The organism is Parabacteroides chongii (assembly GCF_029581355.1).
Taxonomy (GTDB): domain Bacteria; phylum Bacteroidota; class Bacteroidia; order Bacteroidales; family Tannerellaceae; genus Parabacteroides; species Parabacteroides chongii.
Genome location: NZ_CP120849.1, coordinates 3,312,752 through 3,335,039, shown reverse-complemented (window position 1 = coordinate 3,335,039; position 22,288 = coordinate 3,312,752). Strand labels below are relative to the sequence as shown.

Sequence of the window (22,288 nt, the reverse complement as noted above, 5' to 3'; positions counted from 1 at the left end):
GGTAATTCTAGCTACTTTTGCCCCTCACAATATAAAAATATGTATGGCAAATCCTTATTTTCAATTCAAAAAGTTCACGATATGGCATGATAAGTGTGCAATGAAAGTCGGAACAGACGCCGTTTTGCTCGGAGCATGGGGCAATCTCGCCGACTGTAAAAACATTTTGGATATAGGAACCGGTACAGGAATCATCGCTCTAATGCTCGCCCAGCGAAGTACGGGAGATATCGATGCGATCGACATAGACAACGATGCCTGTATCCAGGCGAAAGAGAATGTGAAGGCATCTCCATTCGCTGAAAGAATCAGGGTTATACATGCTGCCTGTTCGGAATTTGCCGGTTCGGTTACCCGTAAAAAATACGATCTGATCGTTTCCAATCCTCCCTATTTTATAAATTCCTTGAAATGTCCGGACAATAAACGTTCGGTTGCACGCCATACGGACAGCCTGCCTTTATCCGAACTGGTTGAAAATGCCTGTTCCCTGTTATCTTCTTCCGGACGTATAGCCCTGGTCCTGCCTTACGAACAATTGGAGGAAGTAGAATCGATTGCCTGGAAAAATTCTTTATTTGTTTCCAGACAGACAGACGTAATACCTGTCCCCGGAGCTCACCCCAAACGATTACTGATTGAGTTATCGGCAGTAGAAGCAGATACAACAAACCGGGATACACTGGTCATAGAAGAATCCAGACACCAGTACACCCCGGAATACATAGCATTAACCAAAGATTTTTATCTGAAAATGTAAGGTAGTTTCTTGTCGAAGAAACGCGTTACTTCACCAAACAAATTATGAACCTCCTCGGTAAAGGATATCACTTCAGGCGTTATCACATGTAAAGACTGCGGTATGACCGAAATATCGATCCGGCTATCTGCCATAACAGGCTCTCCATCTAGATGCATAACACCCGGACTCTGACGGATAATGGTTACCTGACGCGCTTTCATCGTCTTGATCTTACTGTTCCGATCGATCTGCTTTGTAAATAACTGGATTGCCAAAGGCGCTATATCCAACGGTGTAAAAGGCGACAATATAGTCAAATCCATCTGCCCGTCCTGTATATTGGCATGAGGGGCAATGAACGCATTGTTTCCATACTGGGAGGCGTTGGCACATGCTACCAAAAAAGCTTTCTCCTTAATGGTCTGGTTATCCACCAGCAACTCATATGGTTCCGGCTTGTAACTCAAATATTCCGCCACCGTATTTTTTATATAGGTAAGAGATCCGCGCCGTTTTTCCTCAGCGAACTTCTGGCTTACCGCCGCATCAAAACCTACCCCACAGGTACAAAAGAATACACGGTCGTTCGCCTTGCAGCAATCGATAGTGGAAACATGTCCTTTGATTATCAGCTCCAATGCCCGTTTAGCATCCATCGGTATATGGAGCTCACGGGCCAACCCGTTGCCGGACCCTTTCGGGACAATCCCCAAAACGGCATCCGAATGAACCATCGCACGGGCTATTTCATTCACCGTGCCGTCGCCACCTACAGCTATAATACAATTGGCTCCTTCGTCAATTGCCTTTCTCGTCAACTCACTGGCATGCCCCGCATATTCGGTGAAAGAAATCTCCAACGGACAATCGCCTTTCTCGCACATTTGCTCGATCATCTTAGGTATCTTTCTTTTCGAACCGACACCGGAAATAGGATTTATTATAGCCTGCACCTTTATTTTTTTTCCGCCCATCCTAACTGTTTATAAAGATTGAAGCGACAAAAATAATGCTTTTGTAAAACTTTTAAAGCATTAAGGCTACTATAAGTTATTTTTTTACTACTTTTGCGGCTGGATTTGCCGAAACATAGGTGAATATGTATACGACAAACCCTTAATTCTATAATGGAATTTTAATAAGCGAGAAAATCATTCTCTTCAATAATAATATGAAACTTTTACAAGAGAAACTAGCAAAGTACGATGCTCCTCAAAAAGCGATGGCTGCAGGAATTTACCCTTATTTCAGAATGATCGAAAGCGATCAGGATACTGAAGTAATGATCAGTGGTAAAAAAGTCTTGATGTTTGGCTCAAACGCTTATTTAGGATTGACTAATCATCCTAAAGTAAAAGAGGCTGCAATTGAAGCGATCAAAAAGTACGGTACGGGTTGTGCCGGTTCACGTTTCCTGAATGGTACGCTTGACATCCATATTGAATTGGAAAAACGTCTGGCTGAATTCGTAGGAAAAGAAGATGCGATCGTGTATTCAACAGGTTTCCAGGTGAACCTGGGAGTAGTTTCCTGTCTGACAGGACGTGAAGATTATATCTTGTGGGATGAACTGGACCACGCCTCCATCATTGAAGGCCATCGTCTGTCTTTCTCAACTAAACTGAAATACAAGCATAACGACATGGAATCGCTGGAAAAACAACTCCAGAAATGCGAACCTGACAAGGTGAAGCTGATCGTTATCGACGGGGTATTCAGTATGGAAGGAGATATAGCCAAACTTCCCGAAATCGTAGCACTGGCAAAGAAATACAATGCCAGCGTCATGGTTGACGAAGCACACGGCCTGGGAGTTCTAGGTGATCACGGACGCGGAACATGTAACCACTTCGGTGTTACCGACGACGTAGACCTCATTATGGGTACATTCAGTAAATCACTGGCTTCTATCGGTGGATTTATCGCTTCTGATAAAGACACGATCAACTACCTCCGTCACAATTCACGTTCTTACATCTTCAGTGCCAGCAACACGCCGGCAGCTACAGCAGCAGCAGGTGCCGCACTCGATATCATGTTGAGCGAACCGGAACGTATCGAACATCTGTGGGATCTGACTCACTATGCCCTGGACGGTTTCCGTAACATGGGTTGTGAAATCGGACATACCGCCACTCCGATCATTCCGTTATTCATCCGTGATAACGATCTGACATTCCTGATCGTTAAAGAATTGTTCGAAGCCGGAATCTTTGTAAATCCGGTAGTTTCTCCGGCCGTTGCTCCGGAAGACACGCTGATCCGTTTCTCACTGATGGCTACTCACACGAAAGAGCAGTTGGATTATGCACTTGAAGCAATTCACAAGGTATTTAAAAGTCACGGCTTAGTAGACTAAACTGTTACTATTTTTATAATAAAAGGCTCCCAAACGGTAGAAATATCAGCTTGGGGGCCTTTCACGTTTTCCCTATTCTTGTTTTTTCACTTTCCCTTGCTCATTCTCTGAGAATATTTGACTATTTTTGCGTAATTGTACAGACTATAAATACATATACAACTAGAAAATGGATTTCAAACTAAATAAAGGAAGTTGCTGCATGGGGAAAAAAGGATGCAGCAAAATACAAAATAATAAACTGAATACCTACGATTGGCTCTGCGATGTGCCCGATGCGGAAAATGCAACCGATTACGTAGAAGTGCAATTCAAAAACACCCGTAAAGGGTATTATCTGAATAGTTCAAAAATACCTCTTGAAAAAGGGGATATGGTTGCTGTCGAAGCCAGTCCCGGACATGATATAGGGACTGTCACCCTTACCGGAAAACTTGTTCTTCTTCAAATGAAAAAGAACAATGTACGTACAGGGGAAGGATATGAACCTAAGAAGGTATATCGCAAAGCGAAACCGACTGATATAGAGAAGTACGAAGAAGCAAAGGCGAAAGAACATGCCACTATGATCCGTTCACGACAGATCGCAGCAGACCTGGGACTGAACATGAAGATCGGCGACGTAGAATACCAGGGAGATGGCAACAAGGCTATTTTCTATTATATCGCCGACGAGCGTGTCGATTTCCGCCAACTGATCAAAGTCCTGGCAGAAGCATTCCGTGTACGTATCGAAATGAAACAGATCGGTGCCCGTCAGGAAGCCGGACGCATCGGTGGTATAGGTCCTTGCGGACGTGAATTGTGCTGTTCCAGTTGGATGACGAGCTTTGTTTCAGTGGCTACCGGTGCTGCCCGCTATCAGGATATATCCATGAACCCTCAGAAACTGGCCGGACAATGTGCCAAACTGAAATGTTGCATCAACTATGAAGTGGATGCTTACGTGGAAGCCCAAAAGCGTTTACCGTCCAGGGAAATCGTACTTGAAACAAAGGATAACAATTACTATCACTTCAAGACAGACATCTTCAAACGTGAGATAACTTATTCAACCGACAAATCTTTTGCCGCCAACCTGGTTACGATATCAGCAGATCGTGCTTTCGATGTGATCAATATGAATAAGAAAGGAAGCAAACCGGTTACTCTGGAAGCCGACACCAAACCGCAACCGCCTAAACGCGATGCACAGGATATTCTCGGTCAGGATAGCGTCACTCGTTTTGACTCTGTCAAGAAAAAGAAGAAAAAACGTCCATCAGGCAATGGAGGAAACGGAGGCAACGGCAATAATAGCGGAGGGAATCATCCGAACGCTTCTGCCAACGGAGAAAATAGAGAAAACGGTAACAACAAACCGGCAAATAACCGGCCTTCGGGTAACGACAAACAGCCCAGAAACGAAAAGGCTCCCAACAATAATAACAATAACAACTCCGGAGGTAATAAAGGAGGCGGTAATAATAACAACCGCAACAACAATAATAACAACCGGAATAACAGAAACAGACAAAAGCCTAAAGAGAATAATGACAAACAAGCGAATAATGACAAACCTCAGCATCAAGCTAAACCGGGAGGAAACAAACCGGAGAATAAGCCCGAAGCTTAAAGGAATCGTTGTCGTTCTCTTTGTATTCTTATGCTTCTCCTGCGATCAACAGGCCTTGTACGACCAGTACCAGGCCATTGATAACACAACGTGGGGGAAGGATAAGGAATATTATTTTTCTTTTCACGTAGACGACATCACCACTCCTTACAACCTGACTTTTGAGGTTCGCAACAACAATATGTATCCTTATCAGAATCTTTGGCTATTCTGCAACGAAGAACAGCCGATCGGTCCTTTGAAGAGGGATACGATAGAATGTGTTTTAGCGGATGAATTCGGAAAATGGTATGGACACGGTATCTCCTTATTTCAGTCCAGTTTTCCCATACGGACAAATTATAAATTCGAACATCCGGGGATGTATACGTTCAGCTTCCGCCAGGGTATGCGTGACAGTACATTAAGAGGTATACAGGAAATCGGCTTCCGGGTAGAAAAAGTGAACTGATCAACGAAGATCAACGCTCTCTCCGGGAAGCATCCAGCCGAAGGAAAATAAATAATAAGATTGTAAAACCTAATAAAGAAGAGCCTCCATAACTGAAGAAAGGCAACGGAATACCGATCACAGGAGTCAGCCCGGTAACCATTCCGACGTTGATAGCCAGGTGAAAGAAGAATATGGAGGCAACACTATATCCGTACACCCTGCCAAATGTTGTATTCTGCCGTTCTGCAAGCACGACTAATCGGATAATAAATGCCCCAAACAGGAGAAGGACAAGCGTAGAACCGACAAAACCATGTTCCTCGCCTACCGTACAAAAAATAAAATCGGTTTCCTGCTCCGGCACATATTTCAATTTGGTCTGTGTCCCGTTTAAAAAACCTTTCCCGGTCAACCCACCCGACCCGATAGCGATCTTCGACTGATTCACATTATAACCTGCTCCGCTGGGATCATCTTCCAATCCCAACGACACTTTGATACGAATTTGCTGGTGAGGCTCCAGTATTTCATCGAATACATAATCCACCGAATACATAAAAGCCATCGACCCTAAAGCAAAAGCCGCTATCATTCCATAATGCCACACCCAGTTACGAAGAGAAAGATATATCAGATAAACGATAGCCAGTCCGACTAATCCCACTGAAACCCAGGCAAAATTTACGGGGATAAAAAGAGAAGTTATATAAGCTACCAGATACACGAGAGCCGTCCCTCCCAGCATAATCTGTAAAGCCATCCTGTTCTTGCGAATTCTAGCCACAAGAAAAAAAGAAATAACCAATATCATTGAAGAGACAATCAATGTTCCCATATCCGTTGCACCTACTACAACATCCGAGAACTTCATGGTCGTCACAAAAAAAGCTACCGCACAAACACCTGCCAGCAGAATATATCCGGACATGCCCTCCCGATATAGCATCAGGAAAAAAGCAAAATAAACCAATGCCGAACCGGTTTCTTTTTGCAGAATGATACAAATCATCGGCAGGAAAATAAGCAGGAGTGTTATAGAAAAGTTCTTGACTGTGGTCAGTTGAAATCCATAAGAATTCATGAACTTCGCCACAGCCAGTGCCGTTGCAAACTTTGCAAACTCCGCCGGCTGTATACGGAAAGACCCCAGTTGCAACCATGAATGAGATCCTTTGATATTCGGAGCAAAAAAGATAGTAGCTATCAGCAAAAGGATAATAGCTGCATATATCAGATAACCGAAGACATCGAAGAAATCGCTTTCCAGCATCAGTATGACAAAAATAACCACCATAGAAATACCCACCCACATCAGCTGCGATCCGGGACGTCCGTTTATATCAAACAGGCTCATGCTGTCAAACTCAAAACTGGCACCACAAATAGTGAACCAACCGGCTACTATCATCAACATATAAAGTATAATGGTAAACCAGTCAATCGTCTTCCACATTTCAGTCTTTCTGTACCCCATAATCAGATAATAAATAAACACGGTCTTCAGTTACCACCGAATTTGTCATTTTTTCTTCCAAGGCTTTATCTTCCGGTGATATTTCACCCTTCAGATAATATTCCATCATTAACTTACCGATAGGAACTCCAAACGCCGCACCGAAACCTCCATTTTGAACATAGACGCAAATAGCCACTTTCGGGTTCTTATAAGGAGCAAAGCCGATAAAGGCAGAATGGTCCTTTCCATGAGGGTTTTCAGCTGTACCGGTTTTACCGCATACTTCAATACCGGGAATCGCTGCAGCCCAGCAAGTACCGCCCAGTACCGCATTGCGCATACCTTCCGCAACAACTTCATAATGTTTTGCATCCACAGTCGGATATCGTTTGTTTGTATAAAGAGTATCCAAAGGTGTATCCTGTATTTCTTTCACGACATGAGGGGTAATAAAATATCCCCGATTGGCAATTGTTGCCGCCAAATTACAAATTTGTAACGGCGTTGCTGCTATTTCTCCCTGACCGATTGCAATAGAGATGACTGTCGTAGAAGTCCAACGGTGATAATAATTATCATAAAACTTACTGTTCGGGACAAATCCTCTTCTTTCTCCAGGCAAATCGATTCCCAACTGATAGCCGTATCCCATAGATACCAGGTGATTCTTCCAAACCTCAAAACCTTTTTGTATGGTCGGATAACGACGGCGGCTATCCAGCATATCATGTAACCCCCAACAGAAATAAGAGTTACAGGAAGTTGCCAAAGCCGGGACCAGACTCAAAGGAGAAGGATGTCCGTGACAGGCCGGTTTCCGCTTTGGAGAATAAGTATATCCATGCGCACAGGTATACATCGTTTCAGGCGTTATCACCCCTTCCTGTAAAAAGATCAGCCCCTGTGTGGGTTTAAACGTCGAACCGGGAGGATAAAAACCGGTTATAGAACGATCGATAAGCGGAGTCTGGGGAGTCTCCTCCAGCATCTTATGATTCTTACCCCGCTGGCGTCCGACCAGCAAGCTCGGATCGTAATTAGGTGAAGAAACCATACAAAGCACTTCACCTGTTTCCGGTTCTATCATCACGATACTTCCAACCTTATTCCGCATCAGCTTCTCTCCGTAAGCCTGCAAATCAATATCTATTGCCAGTTTCAAACTCTTACCCGAAACCGGATGAATATCGCTGTTCCCGTCATCGTATTTTCCCTTTATACGACCATGCACATCCCGTAAAAGAATCTCCACTCCTTTTACACCACGCAACTCTTTCTCATATGAACGTTCAACTCCTGCACGACCGGCGTAATCTCCCTGTACATAATAATCGTCTTTTTCTATATCTTTCCGGTTTACTTCCCCTATATTACCCAACACATGTGCCGCATAGGGATATTCATATTGACGAATCGTACGGTTCTGAATATAAAAGCCGGGGAATTTATACAGTTTTTCCTGCAATACGCCACACTCCTGTGCTGAAAGATGATTCATAAACAATTGCGGGACATATGACGAATATCCCGGATTCAACCGGCGGTTCTTGATATTGGCGATCTGCTTTTCGAACTGCTCCTTGGTTATATTGAGGATATTACAGAAATCCAGCGTATCGAAAGGCTGAACCTCACGCATAATAAGCATCACATCATAAGCCGGTTGATTGTAGACTAACAGTTTATCATTACGGTCATAGATCATCCCACGGGAGGGGTTCAGGGTCTTTTTCAAAAACGCATTGCTGTCAGCCCATGCTTTATAATCGTTTTCCACCACCTGAAGGTAGAACAAACGAACAATAAAGATGAGAACCAACAGAACTACGGCACCTATTATTACATAACGCCTGTTCTCAAGTGTATACTTCGTATTAGTCTCCACTCTTCTGTGTCTCTATATTGAAAGCTTCTATCGTACAAATTAATAATGTAGTCGTTACCACACTCGCACCGATACGGATCGCAAGGAATAACGGATCGAATAAAGTCAGCGATTCGATCAGGAATAAAGTGACATGATGGATCACCACGAATGAGAAAACATATCGGAAGAAACCACCATAGCCAAAGGTCTTATAGGAAGGGTAGATCCCTTCGGGCAGGTCCTTTCCCATGAAAAAGCGAATCAAGGGTTCACGTATAACCCCAGCCAGTGTACATGCCGCAGCATGCATTCCCGGCGTATTTGAGAACATATCGATCACCAGCCCGATCAGAAAAGAAGACAAAACAACCACATCGCGCGACGTTCCTACCGGCATCTTTATGATGAAATAAAGATATAAAAACGGCGTTGCGACCCGCAGGAAATGTATATTGTTCAGGATCAACACCTGAATCAATACCAATACAACGAAATAAATCAACCCCCGTAATAAATTAATCATTTCTCCTCGCCTCTTGTTCTACTCTTCTCTGTTCTGCCTGATTATAATTCTTAATGATCCTGACGTTGTTTAACGACTGAAAATCTGTCGCCAGTTCCACCTCCAGTGAAAAGAAGTTATCGTCGTGCTGTTTCTCAAAGTCGGAAACCGTACCGACAACCAGTCCTGCCGGGAACACACTCGAATAACCGCTCGTCACGATCGTATCTCCTTTCTGAAACTCCACATGCCGTGGCAGTTCTTCCAGGTTGGCATAGCGGGTATTTCGTCCATTCCAACTCAACGAACCGAAATAACTACTTCCCAACACCTTGCAACTCAACCGTGATTTAGGATTAAGTAAAGGGATGATCACTGAGAACTGATCTGTCACAGTGGAAACAATGCCAACAACTCCCCTTTCGGAAACAACGCCCATATCCGGTGCGATACCGTCTTTACGTCCTTTATTCACAGTGATGTAATTCGAAAGATGGCTTACACTATTATTCACAACCTCCGCCAAGACAAAACTATACGGAAACTGTTCGGTCGAATCAGGAGCAAACCCGCTAAAAGTAAGTGTATCGGCGACCATCATATCTAGACGGTCCTGCAACTCCAGCAAATCCATTTCCAACTGCCCGTTCCTCTCCAGCAACTCCTTGTTTATTTCACGCAGGTCCAGATAGGATGTCACATAACCGGAAACAGATGAAATATGACCGGTCAATACGTTTGCCGAACTAAAGATGATATTCCGCTGGTATGCATTATTACGATAGATCAGCATCAACGAAACAATCTCAAGCAAAACAAACAGAAACCAATGCCTCTTTCTTACCAGGAAGTCCAGCAGTTTACGCATAAGCCATATAACAAGTTAACAGTTGACAAGTGACAGTTGACAGTTAGAATAAAAATTAAACTGTCACTTGTCAACTGTCAACTGTCAACTATTTTATCGGATAAGGAAATTAAATTTATCTATATTCTTCAATGCTACGCCCGTACCTTTTGCAACCGCATGCAACGGATCTTCTGCAATATGGAACGGGATATTGATCTTGTCCGTCAGACGCTTGTCAAGCCCGCGCATCAGAGCACCACCACCTGCCAAATAGATACCGTTGCGTACGATATCGGCATACAGTTCGGGAGGAGTCTGTTCGAGTGCGCTCAGGATAGCTGCTTCCATCTTGGAAATAGATTTTTCCAGACAGTGTGCTATTTCCTGATAAGAAACAGGAACTTCCATCGGAAGAGCCGTCATCTGATTCGGACCATGTACAATATAATCTTCAGGAGGATTATCCAGGAACGTCAATGCAGAACCGACATTGATCTTGATCAACTCGGCTGTACGTTCACCGACTTTCACATTATGCTGGCGACGCATATATTCCATTATATCAGCCGTCAGGTCATCCCCGGCGATACGGATCGATTTATTGGAAACGATACCACCCAACGAGATAACAGCGATCTCAGTCGTACCACCGCCTATATCCACGATCATGTTTCCTTCGGGCGCTTCCACATCGATACCGATACCGATCGCAGCTGCCATAGGTTCATAGATCATATAAACATCGCGTCCTCCGGCATGCTCGGCAGAGTCACGTACGGCACGTATCTCCACTTCAGTGCTTCCGGACGGGATACAAACCACGATCCGCAATGAAGGAGAAAACCAGCGATGTTTCGGATTTATCATTTTGATCATACCGCGTATCATTTGCTCGGCAGCAAAGAAGTCGGCAATCACACCATCGCGCAACGGACGGATCGTACGAATATTCTCGTGCGTCTTTCCGTGCATCTGGCGTGCCTTCTCTCCGACTGCCAGCACCTTGTCGGTACGCCGGTCGAGGGCAACTACCGATGGCTGATCTACCACGACCTTACCACCACTGATGATGATGGTATTCGCAGTACCCAGGTCCATCGCTATTTCTTGTGTAAAAGAAAATAATCCCATTTTTTAATAAGGTGTTTTTTTAGTGTTTGAAATGACGGACTCCCGTCTTAACCATAGCCAAGCCATGTTCATTACAATAATCAACAGACAGCTTGTCATTTACAGAACCACCCGGTTGGATAACGGCAGTAATACCTGCCTTATCAGCAATCTCAACACAGTCAGGAAACGGGAAAAATGCATCAGAAGCCATAACGGCACCTTTCAGATCAAATTTGAAAGAGTTTGCCTTTTCAATAGCTTGTTTCAAAGAATCTACGCGCGATGTCTGACCGATACCACTGGCACAAAGCTGTTTGTTCTTTACCAATGTGATAGCGTTCGATTTGCTGTGTTTCACCAGTTTATTAGCGAACAACAGGTCTGCCGTTTCCTGTGCGGAAGGCTTTTTGTCAGTCATCGGTTCCAGATCTGCAGCAGTCTGGATGCTCAGGTCTTTTTCCTGCATCAATGCACCATTCAATAGTGAGCGGAATTGCATCGGACATGTCTTTGCTTCCTTACGGATCAGAATGATGCGGTTTTTCTTCTGCATCAGCACTTCCAAAGCGTCTTTTGTATATTCCGGGGCGATGATCACTTCGAAGAAGATCTTGTTGATCTCTTCTGCTACTTCTTTATCGATCACGCTGTTGGTAATCAGGATACCGCCGAAAGCAGAAACCGGGTCACCGGCCAATGCATCTTTCCATGCTTCGAGCACAGTCGGACGGGATGCGATACCACATGCGTTATTATGTTTCAGGATAGCGAATGTCAGTTCGTCGAACTCGTCGATCAGGCTGACAGCAGCATCGATATCCAGCAAGTTGTTGTAAGAAATTTCCTTACCATGGATCTGATCGAACATATCGTTGAACTTACCATAGTATTTGGCAGCCTGGTGCGGGTTTTCACCGTAACGCAGGTGCATTGGCTGATCTACAGCAACACGCAGGTGAGAGCCTTCGCGTCCGTCAAAATAATTGAAAATAGCAGAATCATAGCCAGAAGAAACAGCAAAAGCTTCTTTGGCAAACCATTTACGGTCTTCCAGGGAAGTTTCTGCCCCTTTTTCATTCAGCACTTGCATCAAAGGCTGATACTGTGCTTTAGATGCTACGATCACTACATCTTTGAAGTTCTTTGCAGCGGCACGGATCAATGAGATACCGCCTATATCTATCTTTTCGATGATTGCCTGTTCTTCAGCTCCGGAAGCAACTGTTTCCTCAAACGGATACAGGTCTACAATCACGAGGTCAATTTCTGGAATTTCGTATTGAGCGATCTGTTCTCTGTCGCCTTCATTTTCTCTACGATTAAGAATGCCGCCAAAAACTTTCGGGTGAAGTGTTTTAACACGTCCTCCCAAGATAGAAGGATAACCAGTCAGGTCTTCTACCGCATCGCAAGGGATGCCTAATGATTCGATAAACGTCTGAGTTCCACCAGTTGACACAAAAGTCACACCTTCATTGTGGAGTTTTTTTAAGATTTCATCCAGTCCCTCTTTATGAAACACGGAGACCAATGCACGCTTAATACGTTTTGTTGCAGCCATCTTTGTTAGGTTTATTTTAATGTTTTAGAGCACAAAAGTAGATAATTATTTTCAATATGTATATGAATGTTGAGAATTAATTTCCCGAGGCAATTCATTAATAAAACTTAGAATCTGTTGAAAACTGTAGGGGCAAATCCCGAAAAAACAGAAAAAACAACGAAAAAGACAAAAAGGAAAGACTCAACAATGCCATTATCCAGAAAGATGTGAAGCAATAATAGAGATAATTGACATACAATATTAACGGAACGCAGATAAGCCTTCACCCGTCACCGCTTACATCTATCTATGTATCTGCATTTTCCGGTGACACGTCTTTATAAAGGCTAAAAATCACAAATCAAAAGTAGGGTCTTTTGAAATGTTAAGACAAGACTTTTAAAATCAAAAGAAGGGACTTTTATCTTCAAAAGAGCTATCTTTTTTTCGGAAATACTTACGTATTCTCTTCAATGGGCGGGCACTTATTCAAAATGAGTAGGCACCCGTTCGTATTGGCTGCGGCACCCACTGAAAATAGCTCCGGCATCCATTGGAAGTAGCTCCGGCAGTCACAGATATTGGCTCCGGCGGCTATTTTGTCAGTGAAACGTCACCATTCACCGTATCTAACTGCTTAACAGGCTAATACAACACGAGTGACAGGTGAAGGGTATGGGCGAAATAAATTCCGCCAACGGGTTATCTTTTATAAAAATACACGATATTTTGATGCGGTTACTCCGATTAAAACGATTCGGGCTGGCACAGAACGTCTGTTTTTAGTATCTTTGCACACTCATTCGAAATTTAATAGATACTCAAAATATGATAACAGTAAACAATCTGGACGTACAGTTCGGCAAACGTATCCTTTTTCAGGATGTAAACATGAAGTTTACGCCGGGTAACTGCTACGGTATTATCGGTGCCAACGGTGCCGGAAAATCAACATTTCTTCGCGTGATCAGCAAACAGCTCGACCCGACGCGCGGTTCGGTGAGCCTGGGTCCGGGAGAACGTCTTTCGGTATTGAGCCAGGACCACTTTGCTTTCGACGAATATACGGTGATGGATACCGTTTTGATGGGACATACCACCCTGTGGGAGGTGATGAGCGAAAAGAATGCGCTTTACGAAAAACCGGATTTCAGCGATGCCGACGGTATCCGCGTATCGGAACTGGAAGAGAAGTTCGCCGAAATGGAAGGATGGAACGCCGAAAGCGATGCAGCCAGCCTACTCAGCGGTCTGGGTATCAGCGAAGAATATCATTACAGCATGATGAAAGACCTGAGTGGTAAGCAGAAGGTGCGTATCTTGCTTGCACGCGCTCTGTTTGGTCAGCCGGACAACCTGTTGCTGGATGAGCCGACCAACGACCTCGACCTTGAAACGGTTGGCTGGTTGGAGAACTATCTGTCTAACTCGGAACATACCATCTTGGTTGTGAGCCACGACCGCCACTTCCTCGACTCTGTTTGTACACATACGGTAGATATCGACTTCGGTAAGCTACAGATGTTTGCCGGCAACTATAGCTTCTGGTACGAATCAAGCCAGTTGGCACTTCGCCAGCAGCAGAACCAAAACAAGAAGGCGGAAGAAAAGAAGAAGGAGCTGGAAGAATTTATTCGCCGTTTCAGTGCCAACGTGGCTAAGTCTAAGCAGACTACCAGCCGTAAGAAGATGTTGGAGAAACTGAATATAGAAGAGATCAAGCCGTCTTCACGCCGCTATCCAGGCATCATCTTCACGCCGAATCGTGAGCCGGGCAATCAGATTCTGGAAGTAAAAGGACTGACGAAGAGCATTGAAGGCAAAGTATTGTTTAAGGATTTGAACTTCAACGTTGAGAAGGAAGACAAAGTGGTATTCATCAGCCGCGACCCGCGTGCCATGACTGCCCTGTTCCAAATTATCAACGGCGAGGAGAAGGCCGACGAAGGTACTTATCAGTGGGGGCAGACCATTACGACAAGCTATCTGCCGTTGGATAACGCCAAATATTTCGCTTCCGATTATAATCTGATCGACTGGTTGAGCCAGTTCTCACCGGACACGAACGATGTGTTCTTGAAAGGATTCCTCGGCCGCATGTTGTTCTCCGGCGAAGAGTTGTTGAAGAAGGTGAGCGTATTGTCCGGAGGTGAGAAGATGCGTTGTATGATTTCACGCATGATGCTTACGGATGCGAACTGTCTGATTCTAGATACACCGACCAACCATTTGGATTTGGAGTCTATTCAGGCATTCAATAATACATTGCAGCAGTTTAAGGGTAATATCCTGTTCTCCAGCCATGACCATGAGTTTATTCAGACGGTTTCGAACCGTATTATCGAACTGACTCCGAATGGTATTATCGACAAGATGATGGATTACGATGATTACATCACCGATCCGACAGTAGCCGAACTACGTGAAAAGTTATACAAATAATTATAAAGGGCGGCTGTAACAGTCGCCCTTCTTTATTTTATACTACACCCAAATAGACAGAGTGATGAAAAAACGGTTATTATTTATTCTGACAGTATTTTTTTGCTGGCTTCCGATCCTTGCAATTCAAAAGCCGGTCTTCATTTTATATCACCACGCCTTAGCGAACGGGTGTTCGCTAACCGATTACCTTAAGGTAATCACACATGGTTTATTGCTTGACTGTACGGTTTCGGGATATCTGACTGCTATTCCTCTACTTTGTATATTGATCTCCATCTGGTTGCCGGGAGCATTCTATCAGAAATTTCTGAAAGGATATTTTGGGGTTGCAGCACTTCTGATCGCAGCGATCTTTGCTGTCGACGTGGCACTTTACGGATATTGGGGCTTCCGGCTGGATGCCACATTATTCTTCTACCTGCAATCTCCGGCTGATGCGATGGCAAGCGTTCCTGTCGGAACCTTCTTTCTGCAGTTTCTGCTATTCCTTATATATGCATATGGAATATTTTGGGTATTCAAACGCTTTATTATTCCGCTATTCCCTGCAACCCCTGTCCGCAGCAGATTAGGAGGGACAATGATCGTTCTCCTGTTGGGAGGCATACTATTCATCCCGATCCGGGGAGGTGTAACGACTTCTACCGCCAATGTCGGCATGGTTTATTTCAGTAAGAATCAATTCCTGAACCATTCAGCAATCAATCCGGCTTTCAGCTTGCTTGCGTCATTGAGCAAACAGCAGGATTTTGCAGCCCAGTTCAATTTCTTTCCCGAAGAAGAGAGACAGGAACGATATACAGCCTTAACGCAAACCAACGACACATTGCCCGGAAATGCAGAAAAGCGATCTTTACTGACAACCGATCGCCCCAATATCCTGATTATTCTGATGGAAAGTTTTACAGCAAATGCTATCGAAGCAGTAGGCGGTGAACCCGGAATCACTCCCAACCTCAACAAACTAAGCCAGGAAGGAATCACTTTCACGAATATGTATGCCAATTCTTTCCGTACCGACCGGGGAATAGTATCCGTACTGAATGGCTATTTGGCACAACCGACCACTTCTATCATGAAGTATCCCGCCAAAAGCCAGACACTCCCGTCCATTGCCAAAAGCCTGGGTGAACAGGGATATACAGCCGATATGCTTTATGGCGGAGATATCAACTTCACCAATATGCAAAGTTATTTCTTCAGCTCCGGGTACAGCCAAATAACTGCCGACCGTGATTTCCCGCTTTCCAGCAGGTTAAGCAAATGGGGAGCCAATGACAATATAACCTTTACCCACCTGTACGAATCGATCCGGGAAAGAGACGAAAAGACACCGTGGCTCAGTACCTTCCTGACATTGAGCAGCCACGAACCATTCGAAGTGCCCTACCATCACCTGGAAGACCCGTATCTCAACTCGATGGCTTTCACCGATAGCTGTATCGGCAGTTTCATCGGCCAGCTAAAGGAATTACCCGTCTGGAAAAACACCTTGGTCGTATTGGTTTCCGACCACGGCTACCGTTATCCTGCATCGTTAACGGACTATGAACCCCGACGCTTCCATATCCCGATGATCTGGCTGGGCGGTACAATCAAAGAACCTGCAATCATCGACACATATGCCAATCAGACAGACCTGGCAGCGACATTGCTAAGCCAACTGAACTTACCTCACGATTCCTTCACATTCAGCCGCGACATACTGGCTCCCGGATACCCGGAATATGCATTCTATACATTCCCGAACGGGTTCGGATTCATCAACAGCACAGGTATCTCCGTATATGACAACGAGAGTAACAAACCACTGATCGAAAGCCCGGCAGAGAACAGCAACGAACGCCTGAATAAAGGAAAAGTTCTGCTACAAACACTATACGACGACCTGGGTAACCGGTAACCTAAACAGGCAGAAATAAAAAGGCAGATCTTCCGATCTGCCTTTTTTTATTGAATTATAATTTACTTAATTATATACGCTTATTTCGCATAACTTACAGCACGTGTTTCACGGATAACCGTTATCTTCACCTGACCCGGATAAGTCATTTCGTCCTGGATCTTCTTTGCTATTTCGTTTGACAGATTTTCCGTATCCTTATCGTCGATCTTATCCGCTCCTACGATTACGCGAAGCTCACGACCAGCCTGAATAGCATAGGTCTTCACAACACCCGGATAAGACAGCGCCAATTGTTCCAGATCATTCAAACGTTTGATATAAGCTTCTACGATCTCACGACGGGCACCCGGACGAGCACCGGAGATAGCATCACATACCTGAACGATCGGAGCCAACAGCGTCTGCATCTCGATCTCATCGTGGTGAGCACCTACCGCATTGCAAATATCCGGTTTTTCCTTATATTTCTCGCAAAGCTTCATACCCAGGATTGCGTGCGGCAATTCCGGTTCGTCATCAGGCACTTTACCTATATCATGTAACAGGCCTGCACGTTTTGCTTTCTTCGGGTTCAGTCCCAGCTCAGAAGCCATCACAGCACAAAGGTTGGCTGTTTCACGAGCATGCTGCAACAGGTTCTGACCATAAGAAGAACGATATTTCATCTTACCGATCATACGGATCAGTTCAGGATGCAATCCATGAACCCCCAGGTCGATCACGGTACGTTTACCTGTTTCAACCACTTCGTCTTCCACCTGCTTTTTCACTTTAGTCACCACTTCTTCGATACGTGCCGGGTGAATACGTCCGTCCTGTACCAACTGGTGCAATGCCAAACGGGCTATTTCACGACGGACAGGATCGAATCCGGAAAGCACGATTGCTTCAGGAGTATCGTCCACCACGATCTCAATACCGGTAGCAGCTTCCAGTGCGCGGATGTTACGACCTTCACGACCGATGATACGGCCTTTGATCTCGTCCGATTCGATATGGAATACAGTGATTGAGTTTTCAATCGCCGTTTCAGTCGCGACACGCTGGATAGACTGGATAACGATCTTCTTCGCTTCTTTATTAGCCGTCATCTTTGCTTCTTCCATGATCTCATTGATATAAGAAGTAGCTTCCGATTTGGCTTCGTCTTTCAACGATTCGATCAAACGTTCTTTTGCTTCGTCGGCAGAAAGACCAGAAAGAGCTTCCAACTGTTCGATCTCTCTCTGATGAAGTTTTTCCAGATCCTGCTTTTTACGATCTACCAGTTCCAGCTGGTTAGCCAGATTCTCCTTTACCGCATCTATTTCGCAGTTTTTACGCTGCAAATCTTCCTGACGCTGGTTTAATGTCAGTTCACGTTGTTTCAACTTACCTTCGGCAGACTGAATCTTTGCATTCCTTGCCGATACTTGTTTCTCCAAATCTGCTTTCAGGTGAAGAAATTTCTCCTTTACTTCCAGCAATTTGTTTTTCTTGATCACTTCTGCTTCCTTCTCAGCTTCCCTCAGCACGGAATCGTACCTCGACTTCAGAAGAAAACGCATGCTCAACCATGTCAACAACCCTCCTATCAGGAGAGCCACAATTGATGATATGATTATATACACAGCCATTTTACTTATAGTTTAAATTCATTTATATATAAAAACAAAAAAAACACTACAATACACGATTCACCGTGCAGAGCAGTGCGGAAACTCTTCTTACAATTATTATATAATTACTTATCCTTCAGATACCGTTCCAACTCACCCGTGAGCTCCTGTATCTTATCTGTAATAGGACTTGTATCGTTTTTATCTTCCAATTGCAAATTACTCATAGACAATTGAAAAGCAACCATGGCTAACAAATCTTTTACATCCAAATCGGATTTAGCAAAATATTGCCGATACTGGTTAATCTTATTCCGGATCTGCTTGGCGGCATCCCGCGCAAGTTGTTCTTCTCCCCGATTAATCCAGAGGCCGTAGCTCTTTTCGGCTATTTCTAAATGTATAAGAAATTTATCGTCCATCGCTTCTATTCGTTTAATAGTGCAATGCACTTGTCTACTTCCCGCACTAACTTCGATAAACGCATCCTGGCACTTTTCATTTCCCCTTCATTTACAGAAACTACTCTTGCCGTCAACAGCTTATCGCATTTGGTATTCAACTCTTCGATCGTTTTCATTGCCTGCTTCAATTCTGTCTCTTTATGGTTCAAAACAGTTGTGAGCTCGTCGATCTTATGGTTTTGCTTATTACATAATTCCATTAAATCACGAACTCTAACCTCAAATACAGCCAACAATCTCTTTTGATCTTCGGTCATTTCACACCAAATTCTATACAAAAGTAAAATTTTGAATTGAATTAAACAACACTCCGTCCGTTTTTTTAAACTGAAAACGTACAGATACACAAAAGGCCGTCCAAATACTATCCGAACAGCCCTCCTTTACCTAGTATCGGTTACGTGATTAAATCAGCGCAACAAATAATTCACCTTCAACTTCTTCAAAAGACAACTTGCCTTCTTTTGCTAACCAACCAAACGCAGCATACATGTCTTTTTCTGCTTTGATCTTTGTTGCTTTCTTTACTGCCTTTACACTCATTTTTCCGCCTTCATTCAGTACTTTCCAAACGAGGCCGGCGTTTGTTCCAATCAATTCGATCATTTTCTTTTTCGTTTTGTTAATTCGTTAACGGGGGCAAATTTAGAGATTAATCGATTAAAACAAAAGGAAATAGATGTTTTTTAGCATAAAAAGCAGCGTTTTTGATGTTTCTAAACATAATTAACGCGTTTATAACAATATTTTCACTCTACTTCCAGGCGTTATTTCCTCCATTTCGAAGTTTGTTGCTGAAACATATCGGCTTAAAAGACCGGCACCATAAGCAACCGCATCCCGCAAACCACTCTCTCCCAAGTACCCGTTTATAATCATTAACAGCTTTTTCGTATGCAGGTCGATTTTGGTCCGTTCCTCATCGCTGGTCGGAGTTCCAACGCCTCCCTGGTTATCGCGATATACCGGAAGACCGGCTATATTCAGTTCGCCACGCCCGATACCATGATAAAGCTCACCCTCCTTACCGACTCCCAAGACCAGGTTTCCGTCGATCTTATCGGCATCGAACCCACCGATAGAGTAGCCGCTTTGGATAGACAAAAGATTGATGATATCGACCAGCGTATCTATTTTATATAAAGGTAACTCACGAAGAATACGTCTGCGAAGGGCTTCCGCCGAAGGACGGTACCGGTTCGGATCTTTCCCCAGTCGCTTATAAGCCTGTCGGGTTGCCTGTATAGGCAGGAATTTGTTTATCTCTTCCAGCTTGCAGGAGGTACGGACAAGGGTTTCCATTTCCGTGATCTCTTTCCACAATTGTTCGTCTGATGCTGTATTTACTACGTCGCATTGTACAATTGCGACATGCAATTCCGGACAAGCCTTTGCCATTTCTTCCGAGATAGAAACATGTATCATATCGTATTACTCTTTAATTAGTATGCCGGACAGGATACGTCCGCTTTTAATACCCAGCCGACGGGCTGAGAAAAAATCTTTATCGTGCTGATAAGTACAGATACCCGAAACCTCGATGCGATCTGCCTGTAATCCGGCTTGAAGCAATTGAATACGGTTGGCCTCCCAAAGATCGATATGCGCTTTACCCGTCTGAGGATGCCGTTTCATGATACGGTCCATATCCACTCCGGTTGTCCGGAAAGCATCAGCCACCTCCTCGCCTACTTCAAAAGCAGCCTGCCCGATCGACGGGGCAATACCAGCCATCATTCGGGAAGGATCGCAGGAATAACGGTCAGCCATACAAGCGATGGTTTTAGCTACGATCTGTTTTACCGTTCCGCGCCATCCGGCATGGATAGCCGCCACTACCTTTTTGTCCGGTGCATACACCAGGACAGGGACGCAATCAGCCGTAGAGACAGCCACGCAAACGCCGGGCATATCGGTCACCAAAGCATCTTTCCCATTCATTGCTTCTTTCTGCAACGTCTCCGTAAGAGAAAGGAAACCGGCATCGATACAACCAATTTCCGCCTCATGTATCTGGAAAGGGGCAAAGATCCGTTCGGGAGAAATTCCGATTACATCCGAAAGGAGTTGCCGGTTCATCCGGACGGAAGCCAAATCGTCTCCGCTATACGCTCCCGGATTCATCGTGGCATAGTTGCCTGTACTCACACCACCGTGACGGGTCGTTATAAAATGAGAAATGTTGCATTCTCCGCTTAATCCGGAGAATTGCAACATTTCAACTGTCTTATTTTTCAGTTTCTTCATCTTCGTCGTCCCACTCGTATTCTTCATACTCTTCATCCGGATCATCCTCATCCTCATCCTCATCCACAGGAAAGACGAAATCGTCGTCGTCATCCAGCGGAATAGAACTCACATCGATATTCTGATGGACGATATTCTCGACCTGATGGAAAGTTTCCTTATTCAGTTCCTTCCACAGCAAGTCTTTCAGTTCCGTAATGCCTTGCTGGGTGATCGAGGAGATAAACACATGCGGGACACCTTCCGGCAAGTCCGCCGACAGCGCCTCGATCAGCTCGTCGTCCAGCATATCGCTTTTGGTGATAGCCAGCACACGGCTCTTGCTCAGCAACTCCGGATTGTATTTGACCAGTTCGTTATGAAGGATCTCATATTCCTTTTTAATATCGTCGGAATCTGCCGGAATCATGAACAGAAGCAGCGAGTTTCGTTCGATATGACGGAGGAAACGAAGTCCGAGACCTTTCCCTTCGCTGGCACCTTCTATGATACCGGGGATATCCGCCATCACAAACGAGCGGTGGTCACGATAACTAACGATACCCAGGTTCGGTTCCAGTGTCGTGAACGGATAGTTCGCAATCTTCGGTTTGGCAGCCGATACGACAGAAAGCAACGTAGACTTTCCAGCATTCGGGAAACCTACCAGGCCAACGTCGGCAAGAAGCTTCAACTGCAGGATCACTTTACGTTCCTGAGCCGGTTCACCCGGTTGGGAATAACGGGGCGCCTGGTTGGTAGAGGTTTTGAAATGCCAGTTACCCAATCCGCCTCGTCCGCCTTTCAGCAGCATGACTTCCTGTCCGTCTTCGGTAACGTCGCAGATATATTCACCAGTTTCGGCATCATATACTACGGTTCCGCAAGGCACTTCGATCACCCGGTCTTCACCGTCTTTACCGAAGCTGCGTTTGGCACTTCCGCCTTCTCCGTTCGTCGCCATGATATGACGTTCGAACTTCAGATGCAGGAGAGTCCAGTAGTTCCGGTTACCGCGAAGATATACATGGCCTCCTCTCCCCCCGTCGCCTCCGTCGGGACCTCCTTTCGGAATATATTTCTCACGACGAAAGTGAGAAGACCCTCTTCCGCCCTTTCCCGAGCGGCAATAGATCTTTACGTAATCTACAAAGTTTGATTCAGCCATT

Annotated in this window: 20 protein-coding genes; 6 read left to right on the top strand and 14 right to left on the bottom strand. The window is 44.7% G+C overall.

Going from position 1 to position 22,288, the window contains the following annotated elements; translation table 11 throughout:
• The first annotated feature begins 43 nt into the window (after positions 1-43).
• A complete protein-coding gene (locus P3L47_RS12300) occupies positions 44-760 on the top strand; it encodes a tRNA1(Val) (adenine(37)-N6)-methyltransferase (RefSeq protein ID WP_277780965.1) in 717 nt (238 codons plus the stop codon).
• Here the strand turns inward: P3L47_RS12300 and P3L47_RS12295 are convergent.
• On the bottom strand, positions 745-1,716 hold the full coding sequence (locus tag P3L47_RS12295; protein WP_122360678.1) for a diacylglycerol/lipid kinase family protein: 972 nt from the start codon (positions 1,714-1,716) through the stop codon (positions 745-747). The genes P3L47_RS12300 and P3L47_RS12295 overlap by 16 nt on opposite strands.
• Before the next feature lie 197 nt (positions 1,717-1,913).
• Here P3L47_RS12295 and spt point away from each other — a divergent pair, with 197 nt between their 5' ends.
• From spt to gldH, 3 genes are all read left to right on the top strand, one after another.
• Complete coding sequence (gene spt, locus P3L47_RS12290) at positions 1,914-3,101, top strand: serine palmitoyltransferase (protein WP_122360679.1); 1,188 nt, start codon at positions 1,914-1,916, stop codon at positions 3,099-3,101.
• A 169-nt stretch (positions 3,102-3,270) separates the two neighbouring features.
• Complete coding sequence (locus tag P3L47_RS12285; RefSeq protein WP_122360680.1) at positions 3,271-4,716, top strand: PSP1 domain-containing protein; 1,446 nt, start codon at positions 3,271-3,273, stop codon at positions 4,714-4,716.
• Positions 4,652-5,167 (top strand): gliding motility lipoprotein GldH, encoded by a 516-nt coding sequence (gldH, locus tag P3L47_RS12280; protein WP_122360681.1) that lies wholly within the window; start codon positions 4,652-4,654, stop codon positions 5,165-5,167. Before P3L47_RS12285 ends, gldH begins: the two co-directional genes overlap by 65 nt.
• A gap of 10 nt (positions 5,168-5,177) precedes the next feature.
• On the opposite strand, the gene rodA is transcribed toward gldH, so the two are convergent.
• From rodA to purH, 6 genes are all read right to left on the bottom strand, one after another.
• The gene (gene rodA / locus P3L47_RS12275; protein ID WP_277780964.1) at positions 5,178-6,623 is read right to left on the bottom strand and encodes a rod shape-determining protein RodA; all 1,446 of its coding nucleotides are present in this window, start codon (positions 6,621-6,623) and stop codon (positions 5,178-5,180) included.
• The gene (gene mrdA, locus P3L47_RS12270; RefSeq protein ID WP_122360682.1) at positions 6,604-8,490 is read right to left on the bottom strand and encodes a penicillin-binding protein 2; all 1,887 of its coding nucleotides are present in this window, start codon (positions 8,488-8,490) and stop codon (positions 6,604-6,606) included. The genes rodA and mrdA overlap by 20 nt, the downstream gene beginning before the upstream one ends.
• Positions 8,480-8,995: a rod shape-determining protein MreD gene (gene mreD / locus P3L47_RS12265; protein WP_277780963.1), complete on the bottom strand. Its 516-nt coding sequence runs from the start codon at positions 8,993-8,995 to the stop codon at positions 8,480-8,482. The genes mrdA and mreD overlap by 11 nt, the downstream gene beginning before the upstream one ends.
• On the bottom strand, positions 8,988-9,842 hold the full coding sequence (gene mreC, locus P3L47_RS12260) for a rod shape-determining protein MreC (RefSeq protein ID WP_122360684.1): 855 nt from the start codon (positions 9,840-9,842) through the stop codon (positions 8,988-8,990). Before mreC ends, mreD begins: the two co-directional genes overlap by 8 nt.
• A gap of 93 nt (positions 9,843-9,935) precedes the next feature.
• Complete coding sequence (locus P3L47_RS12255; RefSeq protein WP_122360685.1) at positions 9,936-10,955, bottom strand: rod shape-determining protein; 1,020 nt, start codon at positions 10,953-10,955, stop codon at positions 9,936-9,938.
• A gap of 19 nt (positions 10,956-10,974) precedes the next feature.
• Complete coding sequence (gene purH / locus P3L47_RS12250; protein ID WP_277780962.1) at positions 10,975-12,498, bottom strand: bifunctional phosphoribosylaminoimidazolecarboxamide formyltransferase/IMP cyclohydrolase; 1,524 nt, start codon at positions 12,496-12,498, stop codon at positions 10,975-10,977.
• Positions 12,499-13,308: 810 nt separating this feature from the next.
• Between purH and P3L47_RS12245 the strand changes: the two genes are divergently transcribed.
• Positions 13,309-14,922: an ABC-F family ATP-binding cassette domain-containing protein gene (locus P3L47_RS12245; protein WP_277780961.1), complete on the top strand. Its 1,614-nt coding sequence runs from the start codon at positions 13,309-13,311 to the stop codon at positions 14,920-14,922.
• Between the two features lie 64 nt (positions 14,923-14,986).
• Positions 14,987-16,828 carry an LTA synthase family protein gene (locus tag P3L47_RS12240; protein ID WP_277780960.1) on the top strand — a complete coding sequence of 614 codons (1,842 nt, stop codon included), beginning with the start codon at positions 14,987-14,989 and terminating at the stop codon, positions 16,826-16,828.
• 80 nt (positions 16,829-16,908) lie between these two features.
• On the opposite strand, the gene rny is transcribed toward P3L47_RS12240, so the two are convergent.
• The 7 genes from rny to obgE form a co-directional block, all read right to left on the bottom strand.
• Positions 16,909-18,447 (bottom strand): ribonuclease Y, encoded by a 1,539-nt coding sequence (gene rny / locus P3L47_RS12235; RefSeq protein WP_122353866.1) that lies wholly within the window; start codon positions 18,445-18,447, stop codon positions 16,909-16,911.
• A gap of 107 nt (positions 18,448-18,554) precedes the next feature.
• Positions 18,555-18,851: a cell division protein ZapA gene (locus P3L47_RS12230; RefSeq protein ID WP_122360690.1), complete on the bottom strand. Its 297-nt coding sequence runs from the start codon at positions 18,849-18,851 to the stop codon at positions 18,555-18,557.
• Positions 18,852-18,856: 5 nt separating this feature from the next.
• Positions 18,857-19,150: a hypothetical protein gene (locus P3L47_RS12225; RefSeq protein WP_122360691.1), complete on the bottom strand. Its 294-nt coding sequence runs from the start codon at positions 19,148-19,150 to the stop codon at positions 18,857-18,859.
• 148 nt (positions 19,151-19,298) lie between these two features.
• Positions 19,299-19,499 (bottom strand): winged helix-turn-helix domain-containing protein, encoded by a 201-nt coding sequence (locus tag P3L47_RS12220; protein ID WP_122360692.1) that lies wholly within the window; start codon positions 19,497-19,499, stop codon positions 19,299-19,301.
• A 129-nt stretch (positions 19,500-19,628) separates the two neighbouring features.
• The gene (locus P3L47_RS12215) at positions 19,629-20,318 is read right to left on the bottom strand and encodes a B3/B4 domain-containing protein (protein WP_277780959.1); all 690 of its coding nucleotides are present in this window, start codon (positions 20,316-20,318) and stop codon (positions 19,629-19,631) included.
• 6 nt (positions 20,319-20,324) lie between these two features.
• Entirely contained in the window at positions 20,325-21,176 is an 852-nt protein-coding gene (gene pgeF / locus P3L47_RS12210) for a peptidoglycan editing factor PgeF (RefSeq protein WP_277780958.1), read from the bottom strand.
• Complete coding sequence (gene obgE / locus P3L47_RS12205; protein WP_277780957.1) at positions 21,121-22,287, bottom strand: GTPase ObgE; 1,167 nt, start codon at positions 22,285-22,287, stop codon at positions 21,121-21,123. Before obgE ends, pgeF begins: the two co-directional genes overlap by 56 nt.
• Position 22,288: the final 1 nt, after the last annotated feature.